At 65.3% G+C, this 16197-nt stretch carries 16 protein-coding genes; 8 read left to right on the forward strand and 8 right to left on the reverse strand.

The window, feature by feature from the left end:
• Positions 1–181: 181 nt before the first annotated feature.
• A complete protein-coding gene (locus AYJ57_RS19735; RefSeq protein WP_066110487.1) occupies positions 182–1507 on the forward strand; it encodes a TRAP transporter large permease in 1326 nt (441 codons plus the stop codon).
• A gap of 50 nt (positions 1508–1557) precedes the next feature.
• Positions 1558–2247 carry an aspartate/glutamate racemase family protein gene (locus AYJ57_RS19740; RefSeq protein WP_066110081.1) on the forward strand — a complete coding sequence of 230 codons (690 nt, stop codon included), beginning with the start codon at positions 1558–1560 and terminating at the stop codon, positions 2245–2247.
• Between the two features lie 2 nt (positions 2248–2249).
• Here the strand turns inward: AYJ57_RS19740 and AYJ57_RS19745 are convergent, their stop codons facing one another.
• Positions 2250–2903, reverse strand: coding sequence for a TetR/AcrR family transcriptional regulator (locus tag AYJ57_RS19745; RefSeq protein ID WP_237220234.1), 654 nt, complete (start codon positions 2901–2903; stop codon positions 2250–2252).
• 221 nt (positions 2904–3124) lie between these two features.
• On the opposite strand from AYJ57_RS19745, the gene AYJ57_RS19750 reads away from it, so the two are divergent.
• The 5 genes from AYJ57_RS19750 to AYJ57_RS19770 all read left to right on the forward strand — a co-directional run bounded on the left by AYJ57_RS19750 (position 3125) and on the right by AYJ57_RS19770 (position 8843).
• Positions 3125–3997 carry a shikimate dehydrogenase gene (locus AYJ57_RS19750; protein WP_237220235.1) on the forward strand — a complete coding sequence of 291 codons (873 nt, stop codon included), beginning with the start codon at positions 3125–3127 and terminating at the stop codon, positions 3995–3997.
• An 11-nt stretch (positions 3998–4008) separates the two neighbouring features.
• Positions 4009–5019, forward strand: coding sequence for a DctP family TRAP transporter solute-binding subunit (locus tag AYJ57_RS19755; RefSeq protein WP_066110087.1), 1011 nt, complete (start codon positions 4009–4011; stop codon positions 5017–5019).
• 114 nt (positions 5020–5133) lie between these two features.
• Positions 5134–5661 carry a TRAP transporter small permease gene (locus AYJ57_RS19760; RefSeq protein ID WP_066110089.1) on the forward strand — a complete coding sequence of 176 codons (528 nt, stop codon included), beginning with the start codon at positions 5134–5136 and terminating at the stop codon, positions 5659–5661.
• Positions 5662–5665: 4 nt separating this feature from the next.
• The gene (locus AYJ57_RS19765; RefSeq protein WP_066110091.1) at positions 5666–6940 is read left to right on the forward strand and encodes a TRAP transporter large permease; all 1275 of its coding nucleotides are present in this window, start codon (positions 5666–5668) and stop codon (positions 6938–6940) included.
• A gap of 13 nt (positions 6941–6953) precedes the next feature.
• The gene (locus tag AYJ57_RS19770; RefSeq protein ID WP_066110093.1) at positions 6954–8843 is read left to right on the forward strand and encodes a bifunctional sugar phosphate isomerase/epimerase/4-hydroxyphenylpyruvate dioxygenase family protein; all 1890 of its coding nucleotides are present in this window, start codon (positions 6954–6956) and stop codon (positions 8841–8843) included.
• A gap of 78 nt (positions 8844–8921) precedes the next feature.
• Here AYJ57_RS19770 and AYJ57_RS19775 read toward each other — a convergent pair whose 3' ends face one another.
• The 7 genes from AYJ57_RS19775 to AYJ57_RS19805 form a co-directional block, all read right to left on the reverse strand.
• Positions 8922–9824, reverse strand: coding sequence for a nucleoside hydrolase (locus AYJ57_RS19775; protein ID WP_066110095.1), 903 nt, complete (start codon positions 9822–9824; stop codon positions 8922–8924).
• Between the two features lie 114 nt (positions 9825–9938).
• Positions 9939–11426 (reverse strand): class I adenylate-forming enzyme family protein, encoded by a 1488-nt coding sequence (locus tag AYJ57_RS19780; protein ID WP_066110096.1) that lies wholly within the window; start codon positions 11424–11426, stop codon positions 9939–9941.
• 7 nt (positions 11427–11433) lie between these two features.
• The gene (locus AYJ57_RS19785) at positions 11434–11847 is read right to left on the reverse strand and encodes a DUF3830 family protein (RefSeq protein ID WP_066110098.1); all 414 of its coding nucleotides are present in this window, start codon (positions 11845–11847) and stop codon (positions 11434–11436) included.
• 20 nt (positions 11848–11867) lie between these two features.
• On the reverse strand, positions 11868–13154 hold the full coding sequence (locus tag AYJ57_RS19790) for a TRAP transporter large permease (protein ID WP_066110101.1): 1287 nt from the start codon (positions 13152–13154) through the stop codon (positions 11868–11870).
• Positions 13154–13666: a TRAP transporter small permease gene (locus AYJ57_RS19795; RefSeq protein WP_066110104.1), complete on the reverse strand. Its 513-nt coding sequence runs from the start codon at positions 13664–13666 to the stop codon at positions 13154–13156. Before AYJ57_RS19795 ends, AYJ57_RS19790 begins: the two co-directional genes overlap by 1 nt.
• A gap of 83 nt (positions 13667–13749) precedes the next feature.
• On the reverse strand, positions 13750–14727 hold the full coding sequence (locus AYJ57_RS19800) for a TRAP transporter substrate-binding protein (protein WP_066110106.1): 978 nt from the start codon (positions 14725–14727) through the stop codon (positions 13750–13752).
• Positions 14728–14792: 65 nt separating this feature from the next.
• On the reverse strand, positions 14793–15671 hold the full coding sequence (locus AYJ57_RS19805; RefSeq protein WP_066110108.1) for a dihydrodipicolinate synthase family protein: 879 nt from the start codon (positions 15669–15671) through the stop codon (positions 14793–14795).
• Positions 15672–15814: 143 nt separating this feature from the next.
• On the opposite strand from AYJ57_RS19805, the gene AYJ57_RS19810 reads away from it, so the two are divergent.
• On the forward strand, positions 15815–16180 hold the full coding sequence (locus AYJ57_RS19810; protein WP_066110110.1) for a tautomerase family protein: 366 nt from the start codon (positions 15815–15817) through the stop codon (positions 16178–16180).
• Positions 16181–16197 lie beyond the last annotated feature (17 nt).

Consider the following 16197-nt stretch of genomic DNA (forward strand, 5'->3'; position numbering starts at 1 on the left):
GGTGGGCGCGGTGCTGCTGGCCGTTGCGGTGATCGACAGTCTGATCGGCCTTCTCTTCACCCCCAGCATGGGCGTCGACGACCCGCGCGAGCCGCTTCTGCGCGACGCGCTCGGCTCGGTCAAAGCGCGGCTGATCCTTTTCGCGGCCTGCGCGCTGGTGCTCTATGCCGCTGTCCACCTGATGACCGGCTTCGACCGCGACGCGGTGGGGCTCAAGATCGGTGTCTTCCTCTTCGTGCTGTTCTTCCTGCTGGGCTCGGGCCTCTGGGTCGGGCTGGCGCTGATGGGGGTCGCCTATATGGGGATGATCGGCTTCACCCCGCGCAACCCGGGCAGTTCGATGAGCATAACCGTCTGGACCTCGGCCTCGAGCTGGACGCTGACCTCGCTGCCGCTGTTCATCTGGATGGGGGAAATCCTTTACCGCACGAGGCTTTCCGAGGATATGTTCAAGGGGCTCGCGCCGTGGCTTTCGCGCTTTCCGGGGGGCTTGCTGCACTCCAACGTGGTGGGCTGCACGGTCTTCGCGGCGGTCTCGGGCTCCTCTGCGGCCACGCTGACAACGGTCGGCAAGATGTCGATCCCCGAGCTGCGCAAGCGCGGCTATCCCGAGTTCATGATCGTCGGCACGCTGGCGGGTGCCGCGACGCTGGGTCTGATGATCCCGCCCTCGCTGACGCTGATCGTCTATGGCGTGACAGTGAAGCAGAGCGTCACCGGCCTCTTCATGGCGGGCGTCTTTCCGGGACTGGTGCTGGCGACCATGTTCATGGCCTATATCGCGATCTGGTCAGTGGTCCGCCGCGATCAGGCACCCGATCCCGAGCCCGCCATGTCGTTCGGCGAGAAACTCCGCGCCTCGACCCTGCTGATCCCGGTGATCGCGCTGATCATGGTCGTCATCGGCTCCATGTACCTTGGCATCGCCACGGCGACCGAGGCCGCGGCCTTCGGGGTGATCGGCGCGCTGGTGCTGGCGCTGCTGCAGGGCTCGCTCAGCTGGCAGGCGTTCCGCGAGAGCCTCTTTGGCGCCACCCGCACCTCGGCGATGATCGCTCTGATCCTGATGGGCGCGAGCTTCCTGACGCTGGCCATGGGCTTTACCGGCGTGCCGCGCGCGCTGGCCGGAGTGATCGCGGCGTGGGATCTCTCGCCGGTGGCACTGATCGCGGCGCTGACGGTGTTCTACATCATCATCGGCATGTTCCTTGACGGGATCTCGGCGGTGGTGCTCACCATGGCGATCATCGAGCCGATGATCCGCGCCGCAGGGATCGACCTGATCTGGTTCGGCATCTTCATCGTGGTGGTGGTCGAGATGGCGCAGGTCACCCCGCCGGTGGGCTTCAACCTCTTCGTGCTGCAGGGGATGACCCGCCACGACATGAGCTACATCGCCCGCACCGCGCTGCCGATGTTCCTGATCATGGTGCTGATGGTCGGCGTGCTGGTGGCCTTCCCCGGCCTTGCCACATGGCTGCCAGAGACGGTACAGGCCGCGCAATGATCCCACGGGGGCCGGTGCGCCGGCCCCCGACCAACCGACAGGCTTCGCGCATGACGCCCTTCATCGGCATCCTCAGCCTCGACACGCAGTTCCCGCGCATCCTTGGGGACGCGGGCAATCCCGGCAGCTACCATCTGCCCGCCCGCGTGCGCGTGGTTCCGGGCGCGGGCAGCCCGGATATCGTCCGCAACGGACGCCCGGCACCGCAGCTGGTGGATGCCTTCCGAGAGGCTGCCGAAGAGTTGGCCGCGGAAGGCGCCTGCCTGATCACCTCCACCTGCGGCTTCCTGATCTCGGTGCAGCGTGAGATCGCCGCTGCCCTGCCCGTGCCCGTGGTGCTCTCGGGGCTGTGCCTGCTGCCGATGGCGCGGCAGATGACCGGCGGGCGCCCCATCGGCGTGCTGACCGCCTCCGCCGCCGCGCTGGGGCCGGAGACGATCCGCGCCGCTGGCGCCGCGCCCGATGAAGTGCGGATCGGGGGCCTTCAGGACAGCGCCCTTTTCGCCCGGACCTTCCTTGCCGCGAAGGCCCGCCAGAACGCCAGCTTCGACCGGACGCAGATGCAGAGCGAGGTCTGCGCCGCGGCAGAGGCGCTGGTCAGCCGCGCGCCGGAAATCGCGGCCATCGTTCTGGAATGCGGAAACCTGCCGCCCTACGCGGACGCGATCCGCCGCGTCACCGGGCGGCCAGTGTTCTCGATCCTCGACGCGGCACGGCTGGTGGCGCCTGCGCCGGCCTGAGGTCAGCCCGCGCTTTCCGAGCCACCCGGCGTCGCGGGACATAGGCTGTCGATCCGCGCGGGATCCTTCAGCACCGCCGCCAGAATGCCGCGCACCGCCGAGCGGCGCAGCAGCGCTTGCCCCTCGTCGGTGAAGAGCGCCGGACCGAAGTTGGTCGAGAAAGTCGCCTGGTTCGCCACGTTGAAGAAGCTCATCGCGCTGATTTGCCAGTGCAGCGCCACCGGCGAGATGTCCGGGAGGAACAGCCCCGCCGCGCTGCCCGCGCGGCAGATCTTCTCGACCACGCCAATCGCCCGTTCGTTCTTTGCTGCCAGCGCCTGCATCTTCTTCATGTGGCGCGCTTCGTGAATGTTCTCGATCATCACGAGGCGAATGAACTCGGGATTGCGGCGGTGGTGGTCGAAGGTGAACTCCAAGAGCGCCTTCAGCGCCGCATCCGGTGGCAGCCCTTCGAGATCAAGCTCTGCCTCGCCGCCGCGCACCTCGGCATAGCACTCTTCCAGCACCGCCTCGTAGAGCGATTCCTTGTCCCCGAAATAGTAGAAGATCATCCGCTTCGAGGTCGTCGTCTGCGCGGCGATGTCCTCGATTCGTGTCCCCGTAAGCCCACGGCGGGCGAACTCGCTGCGCGCCACGCGCAGGATATCGGCCTTCACCGCTTCGGGATTCTGTTTCCAGCCCCGTGACTTTGCTCGATTTTCCGCAGGCCTCCCCATGCGTCCTCCTCACGTCCTCTTGAACGCTATCCTACATTTTTAACCCGCCGGTTCAATTCACTTGACAATTTAACTGCTGAGTACAATGCTGCGACAACTTGTCAGACACGCGAAGTTGGGGGGAGGCCGCTTTGGAGAACGCGCAAACAAGAGAAGACAGTTTGCTTGCCGGCCTGATCGGTCAGGGCATCGCGCTGTCGCGCACCCCGCTGATGCAGATGCAAGAAGCGCGCGCACAAGGTCTTTTCACCACCTATAAAAAGCTCGACATGGACGCGCCGCAGCGCAAGGACATGACGCTGGCGCAGATGGTCTCTGCCGCCGAGGCCGCGGGCTTTGACGGGCTGAACATCACCTATCCCTATAAGATCGACGTGATCGACCTGCTCGACGAGTTGTCGGAGAACGCCCGCGCCGTGGGCGCGGTGAACACCGTCGTCTTCGAGAACGGCAAGCGGACCGGCCACAACACCGACATGTGGGGCTTTGCCGAAAGCTTCCGCCGGGGCCTCGATGGCGCCGATACGCGCCACGCATTGCTGCTTGGTGCAGGTGGCGCAGGTGTGGCCGTGGCCCATGCGCTGGCCGATTGCGGCGTCGAGACGCTGTCGATCTTCGACACCGATCCGGCGCGGGCCGAAGGGCTTGCCAAGCTGGTCGCCAGCAACCGCCCCGGCACCAAGACGCAGGCGGTCAGCGATATCGCCGCGCTCTTTGCCGAAGGCCGTCCGAACGGTGTGGTCAACTGCACGCCCATGGGCATGGCCAAACTGCCGGGCATGGCAATCGACGAAGACCTTATCGAAGCCGATCTGTGGGTCGCGGATATCGTGTATTTTCCGCTCGAGACCCAGCTCATTGCGACCGCGCGCGCCAAGGGCTGCCGCGTCCTGCCCGGCTCGGGCATGGCGGTGTTCCAAGCGGTGCGCGCCTTCGAACTCTTTACCGGTCGGCCCGCCGATCCGGTTCGCATGAAGGCGACGTTCGACGCCTTCGACCAGCCCGCGCAAGACGCGGGCAACACGAAACGCTGAGGGAGGAATTCATGCGTTCTATCACCAAGTCTCTGCTTGCCGTCACTGCACTCTGCGGCAGCCTCGCCGCAACCACCGCAGGCGCTCAGACCCTGCGCGTCGCGCACGTGGATCCGGACGAGTGGACCGGCTCGAAGAAAGGCGCCGCGGCGCAGATCTTCAAGAACATCGTCGAGGGCGAGTCGGACATGACCGTCGAGCTGTTCCCGGCGGGTGCGCTCGGCAACGAAGACGAGCTGGTCGCGCAGGTGCAGGACAACCTGACCCAGGTCGCGCTGGTTTCCGGCGCCATGTCCAAGGTCTGCCCGGCCGCTTCGGTGCTGGACATCCCCTACACCTTCTCCTCGGCCACCGTCGCATGGGACGTGCTGGACGGCGAGTTTGGCGACGCGCTGGCGCAGCACTGCCTCGAAGAGACCGGCCTGCGCACGCTGGCCTACGGCGAGACCGGCTTCCGCAACTTCACCAACAACACCCGCGAGATCAAATCGCCCGCGGATATGGAAGGTCTGAAGTTCCGCGTGCAGCCGATCCCGCTTTACGTGGAGATGGTGAAGGGTCTTGGCGGTGAGCCGACCCCGATCGCATGGACCGAACTGCCGAACGCGCTGTCGACCGGCGTGGTCGACGGTCAGGAAAATCCGGTTGGCGTGATCTACAACAACGGCCTGCACAAGCTGCAGAAATACATGACCCTCGACGGTCACGTTTACGCCGCCGACTTCATCGTGATCTCGGACGAGTTCTACGACATGCTCGAGCCGGCGCAGCAGGAAGTGGTCGCCAAGGCCGCGCGCATCGCCGGCAACATGGGCCGCGCCATCCAGCAGTGGAACACCGCGCAGGGCGTCGGTGCCGTGCAGGAAGAAGGCATGGAAGTCTACGCGCCGACCGCCGACGAGATTGCAGCCTTTGCAGAAAAGGCGCAACCTGCGGTCGTCGAATACCTCCGCGGCGAACTGGGCGACGATGCCGAGTGGATCGACCGTCTGCAGACCGCCGTCTCGGAAGTCTCGCAGTAATCTGCGACCCCATTGGCCGGGCCGCATGAATGCGGCCCGGCTTTTCTTTACGGCCTGCCCCGCAGGTCCGCCTTTTGGCCCGTCCGCTCGGGCCTTGTCTTCGGAGGAGCCACGATGGATCGTCTCACCCGTGCCGCCCGATGGGTTTTTGCCTTCGGCGCCGGCCTCAGCATGGCGCTGGTCTTTCTCATCATTTTCGTCAACTCGATCCGGCGCTACGCCGTTGGCCGCTCCGTCCCGTGGGGCGAGGAGCTGCCGATCTACCTGACGATCTACGGCGTGATGTTCGGCCTTGCGCTGGCCTATCTGAGCGACAGCCACATCCGCTTCACCGTGATTTCCGACATGCTGCCGAAGCGCGTGCGCCATTGGGTGTTTACCGCTGCCGATGTCATGGGCATCGCCGCGGGCATTGGGCTGGCCTATGCGGGCCACGTCTTTGCGCTGCGCCGCGGAGGCGTCGACTCCTCTGGGCTGAAAGCGACCGCGGACGCGCTGGCGCAAAGCACCGGCATCGACGCGCTGGTCTGGCTCGGCAAGGTCGGCCCTTACCAATATGCCGTTGCGTTCGGCGGGGCGATCCTCGCCATCGCGGCCACCCTGAAACTGATCCAGCGGCTGACCGGCCGCACGGAGGTCTGAGCCAATGGTCTATCTCATCCTGATCGGCGGCCTGCTGGCCGGTGCCCCTATCGCCATCGCGATCATCGCGGCGCTGCTTTATTTCATGGCCACCGGCGAAGCGCCCTACACGCTCCGCATCGTGCCGACCGAGATCTACAAGGGTCTCAACTCCTTCCCGCTGCTGGCCATTCCGCTGTTCGTTCTGGCGGGCGAGCTGATGAACGAAAGCGGCATCACTGGCCGTATCATCGCTTTTGCCAACGTGCTGGTGGGCCGCATGCGCGCCGGTCTTGCACTGGTGAACATCTGGGCCTCGGTGATTTTCGCGGGCCTTTCTGGCTCGGCTGTGGCCGACACCTCGGCGATTGGCCGGGTGTTCATCCCCGAGATGGAAAAGCACGGCTATGACCGCAGCTTCGCCGCCGCGCTGACCGCCGCCTCTTCGGTGATCGGCCCGATCATCCCGCCGTCGATCCCGGTGATCATCTATGCGCTGATCGTGTCGGGCGTGTCGGTTCCGGCGCTGTTCCTCGCGGGCGTGATCCCCGGCATCCTGCTGGCGGTGTTCCTGTCGGCCTACGTCATGCTGACCGTGAAGGTCGACAAGGGCGACCAGACCGGAGATCTGGGCGGGCCGTCGAATGGACAGGCGCTGCTGCAGGGCATCCTGCCGCTCTTGATGCCGGTGCTGGTGGTGGGCTCGATCCTGCTGGGCATCGTGACCCCGACCGAGGCCGCGAGCTTTGCCGTGGGCTACGCGCTGATCCTCGGCCTTTTCGTCTACCGCAACATCCGCCTCTCGGCCCTGCCCCGGATCTTCTCGGGCGCCATGCGCGACAGCGCGGTGATCCTGATCATCATCGCCGCCGTTTCGGCTGCCAACTGGCTGCTCACCTACAACCGCGTGCCGAACATGCTGACCGACTGGGTGCTGACCAATGTCGACAGCAAGACCACCTTCCTGCTGGCGGTGATCGTGCTCTTCCTCTTCGTGGGCCTGTTCCTCGAAGGCATCGCAGCGATGCTGGTGCTGGTGCCGATCCTGCACCCGATCGCCGTGTCGATGGGCGTCGATCCGACCCACTTCGGCATTCTGGTCATCTTCAACCTGATGATCGGCCTGATCACCCCGCCGCTCGGATTGTGTCTCTTCGTTGCCGAAGGGGTCGCCAATGTGGGCATGGCGCGTCTTATCCGCTCGATCATGCCGTTCTTCTTTGTCGAGGTGCTGGTCTTGTTCATCCTGACCTTCGTGCCCGAAACGGTGATCTGGCTGCCGCGCGTGCTCGGCTATTAAGGAGGGACGCCCCATGAAGACCGCGATCGCCACCGTCTCGATCTCGGGCACCCTGCCCGAGAAGCTCGAGGCCATCGCCGCCGCCGGGTTCGACGGGGTGGAAATCTTCGAGCAGGATTTCATCGCCCATGACGGCGGCGCCCGCGAGGTCGGCCGGATGATCCGCGACCACGGGCTGGAGATCCCGCTGTTCCAGCCCTTCCGCGACTTCGAGTGCCTGCCCGAGCCGCTGCGCTCGAAAGCCTTCGACCGTGCCAAGCGCAAGTTCGACGTGATGCAGGAACTGGGCACCGACCTGATCCTGATCTGCTCTTCCGTGCACCCGCGCTCGCTGGGCGGCATCCAGCGCGCGGCGAATGATCTTGCCGAGCTTGGCGAGATCGCCAAGGAGCGCGGCATCCGTCTCGGCTATGAGGCGCTGGCGTGGGGCCGCCACATCAACGATCACCGCGACGCATGGGAGATCGTGCGGCAGGCCGACCATTCCAACGTCGGCATCATCCTCGACAGTTTCCACACGCTGGGCCGCAAGCTTGACCCGGAATCGATCCGCGCGATCCCCGGCGAGAAGATCTTCTTCGTGCAGCTGGCCGATGCGCCGGCGATCGAGATGGACCTTCTCTATTGGTCGCGCCACTTCCGCAACATGCCCGGCGAGGGCGATCTGGAAGTTAAACGCTTCATGCAGGCGGTGATGGCGGCGGGCTACAAGGGACCGATCAGTCTCGAGATCTTCAACGACCAGTTCCGCGGCAGCAACGCCCGCGCCACGGCGCAGGACGGCTATCGCTCGCTCATCGCGCTGATGGACGATGTGCGCCGCGCCGAGCCCGAGACCAAGATCGACATGCCCGCCATCCCGCCGCGCGTGCGCGCCGAGGATGTGAGCTTTGTCGAATTTGCCGCCCGCGACGGCGAGGTCGAGACGTTAACCGACATGCTGCGCACCTTGGGTTTCCGCAACGCCGCCAAGCACCGCAACAAGGCGATCACGCTCTGGCAACAGGGCGACGTGCGGATCGTGGTGAACTCGGAAACGGAAGGCCATGCGGCGCATGTCTGGAACACGCGCGGCCTGTCGGTCTGCGACATCGGCCTGCAGGTGTCCTCGGCCCATGACACGGTAGAGCGCGCCACCGCGCTCGGCTCGCCGACCTTCTCGCAGCCGACCGGGCCGGGTGAGCTGGCGATCCCGGCGATCCGCGGGCTGGGCGGTTCGGTGATGCATTTCATCGACGGCACCAGCGGCCTCGGCGAGGTCTGGGACGTGGAGTTCGAAGCCACCGGCGAGGCCAAGGCGCCCGGCGCGGGCCTGACCCATGTGGATCACCTCGCGCAGACCATGTCTTACGAGGACATGCTGAGTTGGACTTTGTTCTACAGCACGCTCTTCGACATGGAAAAATCCCCCATGGTCGATGTCATCGACCCCGATGGTCTGGTGCGCAGTCAGGTGGTGGAAAGCGCCGCAGGACGGCTGAAGATCACGCTCAATGGCGCCGAAACCCATCGCACCTTGGCCGGGCGTTTCCTTGCCTCCACCTTCGGGGCTTCGGTGCAGCATATCGCGCTTTCGACCGACGACATCTTCGCCTCGGTCGCGCAGATGCAAAAGCTGGGCTTCCAGCCGCTGCCGATCCCCGGCAACTATTACGACGATCTGGCAGCGCGCTTCGATATGCCCGACGGGCTGCTCGAGCGTCTGCGGGCGGGCAACATCCTCTATGACCGTGAGGGCGAGGCCGAGTTCTTCCAGGTCTACAGCCGTGCCTTCGCGGGCGGCATGTTCTTCGAGATCGTGCAGCGCGGACCGGGCTACAAGGGCTTTGGCGGGCCCAACGCCCCCTTCCGCATCGCCGCGCAAAAGCGCCTTGGGCCGAGCAAGGGCATCCCGCAGTCCTGAGCCACCACAAAGCAAAAAACGAAACGCCCGCCGGTTCAATTCGGCGGGCGTTTGCGTCGCAGCGCTGATCCTTAGGCGTCAGCCGCCGAAGGTCTCCATGAACAGCCGCTTCACCTCGACCGGATCGCAGGACAGCGCGATTTCGACCTCGGGCCGCCCAGTGCAGCGCAGCGTGTTGCCGATCTCGGGGCCGTCCAGCGTCACCTGCAGCGGCGCGCGTTCGATGCCGACGATCTGCGGCATGATGCAGGCCATGACCGCCAGCGGATCATGCAGCCCGCAGCCTTCGACGCCGACCGAGCGGTAGAAATCCAGATAGAAATGGCTCATCTCGCGCAGGAAGGCACCATGCTCGGGATCGCGCCGTTCCAGTTCGGCGAAGTCCTCGGCCCGCAGCAGCACCTGCATCGTCACATCGAGCCCGACCATGCAGATGTTCGCCCCGCTCTGCAGCACGATGTCGAGCGCATGCGGGTCGTGATAGGTGTTGGCCTCGGCGTGGGGCGAGATATTGCCGGGCGCATCCAGCGCGCCGCCCATGAAGACGATGCGCTTTACGTTCCGGGCAAACTCGGGATCGAGGCGGATCGCGTCGGCGATATTGGTGATCGGGCCGATCGGGCAGAGCACAAGCTCGCCCTTATGCTCGCGCGCCATACGCACGAGGAACTCTGCCGCGGTCTCGTCCAGCTTTGCGCCCTTGGGCGTCATCTCGGGCAGGCTGCCAAAGCCTTCGGGGCCGTGCACGTGATGGCTCGGCGTCGCAGGCGGCAATTCCAGCGCCTTGGCCGCGCCTTCGGCCACCGGGATGTCGAGCCCGGCGCGCTCGACAAGATAGAGCGCATTGCGCGTCGCCTGCGCGACGGTGACATTGCCAAAGACGGTGGTCAGCCCCAGCAGGTCGATCTGCGGCTGCGCGGCGGCGTAGAGGATGGCAAGGGCGTCGTCGACGCCGGGGTCGGTATCGATGATGAGTTTCATGCGTCGGTCCAAGGTCATGGGCGCCGGGAGGCGTCTCCACATCCCGGCGAAATCCATACCGCTCTACCCCGCGGCACGGCGCAGGGGAACCGGGAAAACGGGCCTGCCACTGTCTCAGGCGGCGGCGTATTCAGCCCGCAGCGCCTTGCGGCGGATCTTGCCAAAGCCGTCGCGGGGTAGCACCTCGCAGATGTGGAAGCGTTTCGGCACTTCCTGCGGGCCGAGGTGCTGGTGGCAGAAAGCGCGCAGCGCCGCCTCGTCGAGGACGCTGCCCTCCTTCGGCACGACACAGGCGAGAACCTTCTGGCCCCACTCCCGGTCGTCCACGCCAAAGACCACCGCGTCGCCCACCTGAGGCGCGCGCAGCAGCACGGCCTCGACGGTCTCGGGGTGGACCTTCACGCCGCCGGTGTTGATCACATCATCGCGCCGCCCGCCGAGGTAGAGATAGCCCTCCTCATCCAGCCAGCCGACATCGCCGATGCTCTGAAAGCCATCGGCGTCGCGTTCGGGGGCCGGGGCGTCCGGGCCGGTGTAATGGCTGCGTCCCGACAGGTCATCGGGGCGCATAAAGATCTCGCCCGGCGCGCCCACAGGCTGCAGCTGCCCATCCGCGCCATAGATCCGGATTTCCGTTTCGAAGCCGCGCCCGACCGAGCCCTGATGGGTCAGCCATTCGGCACCGGTGATGGTGGTCTGGCCGGTGTTCTCGCCCGAGCCGTACATCTCTGTCACGCGCTCCGGCCCCAGAACCTCGATCCACGCCTGTTTGAGCCAGCCCGCGCAGGGCGCACCGGTGTGATAGAGCGCGTGCAGGCTGGCAAGGGTCGCGCCGCTGTCCTCCAGCCGGTCATACATGCGCACCATCATCGTCGGCACCAGCATGGCAAAGCCCACCTCATGGGCGTCGATGGCCTGCAGGGCGCGAACCGCGTCGAAGCGTTCCATGAGCACCAGCCGGTTGCCCTCGAAAAGGCCGTTCTGCGCCCATGTGAAGGGCGCGTTGTGGGACATGGCCCCGCAGACCAACTGCGTCTGATCGCAGCGGAACCCCAGACGCGGCGCCACCCGTCCCCAGCTTGCGCCGGGCACGCGGGTGAAGGGGCGGTCGTCGCACATCATCTTGGGCAGGCCGGTGGAGCCGCCCGAAAGCACGATCTTGCCCGGCAGCGGGATACGGTCCTCGACCGGCGTGGCGGGCAGGCTTGCCGCCAGCGCCTCGAAGTCGGCCAGCGAGATATCCCCCAGCCCCTCGGGCTGCCCGATCACCAACGCCGCACCGCTACGCACTTTCATGGCGGCGGCGGTCTCGGGCCGGATGCCGGGGTCGAGCACCATGGTCGTCGCACCCACCCGCCAGACCGCGACGGCCAGCGCCAGATGGGCGGGGATGTTCCCAAGGGCGAAAGCGACCACATCGCCCTGCCCCACGCCGCGCGCGATCAGCGCGCGGGCGAACCCGTCGGCCATGGCATTGAGCCCCGACCAGCTCAGCGATTGCGCCTCTCCGCGCGCGGGCAGAAAGCACACCGCTTCGGCATCGCCGCGCTCGGCGGCCAGTTGGCGCAGCCGCGCGCCATAGCTGATCGGGGTTTGGGTCATGGATGCCTCAGACTTCCTCGAAGTGGATGTCCTGCGCCCCGTCCCACAGAACCTTGGGGCCGATCTCGGCCAGCTTGTCGAGGTTCGAGGTCAGGGTGATGAAATGGTTGCCCGCAAGCTGCCCCATCTTCGAGGCGAAATGCACGCCGCCGTAGGCCAGCAGGATCTCGGTCTCCGAAATACCGCCCGGATAGAGGATGAACTGCCCCGGTGCCGGATAGCTGGTGTGGTTTTCATATTCGACGCCGAAATCGGTCTCGCCGAGCGGGATCCACACGCCCTCGCCGCTCCAACGCACGTGCACCACCTTGCTGGTATAGGGCATCTGCGCGCGGAAGGCGGCGACGGTCTTGGGCGCCGCCTCTTCCTCGAAGCGCGCGTCGAATTCGATGCCCGCGATGGTGACTTTGAGTTTGGTCATGGGATGGTCCTTGAAAGAAGTCAGTCGATGAGCCCGAAGAGCCGCGGCAGGAACAGCGACAGGTCGGGAATGAAGGTCACCGCGATCAGCATGGCAAAGAGCCCGGCGAGCGGCCAGCCAAGGCGGCGCGACACCTGCAGCACCGTGCGGCCCGCGACGCTGGACGACACGAAGAGCGACACGCCGTAGGGCGGCGTCACCGTGCCGATGGCGCAGTTGAGGATCACCAACAGTGAGAAGTGCAGCGGGTCGACGCCCATCTGCGCCGCGATCGGCGAGAGCACCGGCACGATAATCAGGATCGCCGCGATGGTCTCGAGGAACATGCCCACAAAGAGGAACAGCAGGTTAGCGATGATCAGGAAGATCACTTGGCTGCTGGACACGCTGGCAATCCAATCGCCGAGGATCTGCGGCACATTGGCATTGGCGATGAGCCACGAGAAGACGCTGGCGGTGCCGATGATCAGCATGACTGCGGCAGAAAGAGAAGCGGTGCGCAGGATCAGCCCCGGCAGCGCCGAGAGCTTCAGGTCGCGATAGACGAAGGCACCGACGAGCAGACCGTAGAAGCCGGAAACCGCGGCAGCCTCGGTCGGGGTGAAGATACCCCCGAGGATGCCGCCGAGGATCAGCACCGGCATCCCGGCGGCGGGCAGCGCGGCCCAGCCGGTGCGGCCTAGGCGCGCCATGGTGAAAGGCTCGGCGTCACGGTAGGTCTCGCCGCCCTTCTTGGCTTGGAAGTAAGCGATGAGCATCAGCATCACGATGCACATCAGCCCCGGCAGAACGCCCGACACAAAGAGCGCGCCGATCGACACGTTGGACACCACGGCGAGGATCACCATGGTCAGGCTCGGCGGGATGACCTGCGCGATGGATCCGGCGCAGGCGATCAGCGCCGCGCCGAAGTCGACGTCATAGCCCCGGCGGCGCAGCTGCGGCTGCATGATCGCCGAGATCGCGGCGGTGTCCGCCGAGCCAGACCCCGAGATCGCTGCAAGACCGGCGGCGGCGACGCAACTCACCTGATAGAGGCTGCCGACCACCCAGCCGATCAGCGCAGAGGCGAAATCCACGATGCGGCGCGAGATGCCGCCCGCGTCCATGATCACCCCGGCAAAGACGAAGAAGGGAATGGCCATCAGGGTGAAGGAGTTGAGCCCCGCAAAAACGCGCTGGCTGACGATGGCGACGGGCACATCGGTGGTGGTGACCAGCGCCAGCACGGCAGAGGCGCCCAGCACAAAGACCACCGGAACACCGAGGGCGAGAAGGAAAACGAAGGCGGCAGCGATCACGATCATCAGAGCGCCTCCTCGGCGTCGGGTTCGGGCGGCGGGAAGGGATTGTCCCAACGCTGGATGACCGAAAGCAGCAGTTCCAGCACCATGTAGCCCGCGCCGAACGGCAGGCAGAGATAGACGTATTTCATCGGCATGCGCAGCGCCGGCGAGCTTTGGAAGCTGCCCATCTTCAGCAGCGGCAGGCTGCCCCATGCGAGCGCCGCCAGAAAGGCGGTGATGACCAGTGCGATGGCGATCAGCGCCACGCGCGCCATCGGCAGCGGCAGCTGCGCGGGCAGCATGTCGATGGCCACGTGCTGGCCCTTGGCTACGGCTACGCCCGCCCCCATCAGCACCAGCCAGATCTGGCTGAAGGTGGCGATCTCGGTGGCCTGCGCGATCGAGTAGTTGAAGACATAGCGCCCGCCGACCTGCACCAGCACCGAGATCATCATCACCGTGAAGAGCAGGATCACCACGCCCGAGACGACACGGCGCAGGGCGAGGCAGAGGCGTTCGAGAATTGCGAACATGGGCGGGCTTTCTTGCGGCAGTCAGAGGAGAGGCCCGGCCACGGGAAGGACGTGGCCGGGCAGTTGGGTCGAGCTCGGGGAGCTTACTCGACCGATTTCACCAGATCGAAGATCTTCTTCTGGGCGTCGCTTTCGAGGTACTTTTGCTGCACCGGAGCGGCCGCTTCGCGGAAGGCGTCGACGTCGGGGTGGGTGATGTTCACGCCGACTTTCTCGAGATCACCGAAGCGGGCGTTGTCGGAGGCGAGATAGGCAGCGCGCTCGGCCTTGCCGGCTGCGAGGCCCGCTTCGTCGAGGGCTTTTTGGGTGTCTGCGTCCAGCGCCTCATAGGCAGCCTTGCCCATGATCACCGGCGCGACCAGTTCCAGCCAGCCAACCACGGCCCAATCGGGTGCGACCTCATAGAACTTCTGCGAGTAGAAGTTGGTGTTGGCCGCTTCCGCACCGTCGACCACGCCGGTCTCGATGGCACCGTAAAGCTCGGTGTAGGCGATCGGGGTGGCATTGGCACCGAAGGCGTTGAACGTGTCCACGTGAGCCGGGTTCTGCATGGTGCGGATCTTCAGGCCTGCCATGTCGTCGAGCGACTCGATCGGCTTTTTGGTCATGATGTGACGGGTGCCCGCCGAGAAGACCGACAGCAGGTGGAAGCCCTGCGCGTCCAGCGCCGAGCCAATGGCGTCCAGCACTTCGGGATCGCTCAGGGCGCGGTCCATCTGCTCGGCATCGTCAAACAGGAACGGCAGCGAGAAAACCGACAGGTCGGGCACGAAGTTCGCCAGCGTCGAGTTGGCGGTCACGGCGATGTCCACGGTGCCCATCTGGGTGCCTTGGATGCTTTCCATCTCGTCGCCGAGGGTGGCGTTGTCATAGACCTCGATGGTCGCCTTGCCGCCCGACTTCTCTTCGAGGATCTCGGCCATCTTGCGCATGCCGACGCCATAGGGCTCGTCGGCGTTGGCGTTGTGGCTGGCCTTGAGGGTGATCTCCTGCGCGAAGGCCGGGGCGGAGACGAGCGTTGCGCCAAGCGCGACGCAGAGGGCAAGATTGGTGAGTTTCATCTGTTTATTCCCTGATGGGTTTCTCTCTGTTGGGGCGGAAATTTTCCCCCGGCACGGGGCCGGGATCAGGCCTCCGCCAGCAGCCCCAGATCGGTCATGATGGTTTCCAGCTCGGCGCGCTTGGCCTGCGGCAGAGGCAGGCGCGGCGGGCGCGGGTCGCCCATGGGGCGGCCGATCATCTGCATCGCGGCCTTGGTGGCCGAGACATAGAGGTCACCTGCCAATGCGTTGATCAGCGGCAGGCTTTTTACATAGAGATCGCGGCCCTCTCCGGAGCCGTCGACCGTCCGCTCGAAGGTCTGCGCCGAAAGCTTCGGTGCGATGTTGGACATCACCGAGCTGTAGCCCTCGGCGCCTGCCAGATAGCTTTCCCAAGGATAATACCCGGCAAACACCGTCATCCGGCCATTGCAGGCCTCCAGAAGCTCGGTCACCCGGTGCACGTTCTTCGACGTGTCCTTGATGTAAGAGATGTTGTCGACTTCCGACAGCCGCCCGACCAGCGCCGCGCTGAGATCGACATTCGCGGTGAACGGGTTGTTGTAGAGCATCACCGGGATCGACAGCGCCTCGGCGACGCGGGTGAAATGCACAACCAGTTCCTCGTCGGTGGGCGAGGAGTAATAGGGTGGCACCAGCATTACGCCATCAGCGCCCAGCAGTTCGGCCTCGCGACTCAGCGACACCGCCTCGTCGGTCCATTCGGCGGCGGTGCCGATCAGCACCGGCACCCGGCCCGCGGCCTGCTGGATCACTGCCTCGGCGACCGCGGTACGCTCTTCGCGGGTGAGCGACAGAAACTCGCCGGTGCTGCCCAGCGGGATGAGCCCGTGCACGCCTTCCTCGATCTGCCAGTCGACATAAGAGCGCAGCGCATCGAGATCGACGCGGCCCTGCGAGTCGAACGGTGTGACGCAGACGGTGTAGCTGCCCTTGAAGGTCATTGCGGTCCTTTCCGACTTCCTTGGCTCGGCAGCGGGTCGCCGATCCAAACCTCTTGCAGCCACGTTCGATCTGATCAGATAATGAGTCAACTCACAGAGCCAACACCGCGCCCCTCGGCGCCGCTTCCCCAAGGAGACTGACCATGCCCTTCATCGAAATCATCGACCGCGACGCGACCGAGGAAATACGGGAGGTTGCGACGAAAGACATGACTGATGGTCTCTGCCAGGCCTTCGGGATCAAGCCGGAAATCGTCACCTGCTATTATTTTTCAGCACCTCACTATTCCTACGGACATGCTGGAAAATATGGCAAAAATGCTGAAAACTTCCGCATCTTCATAAAAGTACATGCCTTCCCGCGGCCCCAGGAGGCCAAGGAGACCGCCGCCCAAGCGATCACCGAGGCGGTGGCGAGTGCCTATGGGGCGAGCCCGAAGGACGTGATCGTCTACTTTTTTGATCGCAGCCCTACCGATGCCTTCCACGCCGGGAAAGCCTCGGCTTGACCGGGCGGCATCCGGCT

This window comes from Salipiger sp. CCB-MM3 (assembly GCF_001687105.1).
Classification (GTDB): Bacteria; Pseudomonadota; Alphaproteobacteria; order Rhodobacterales; family Rhodobacteraceae; genus Salipiger.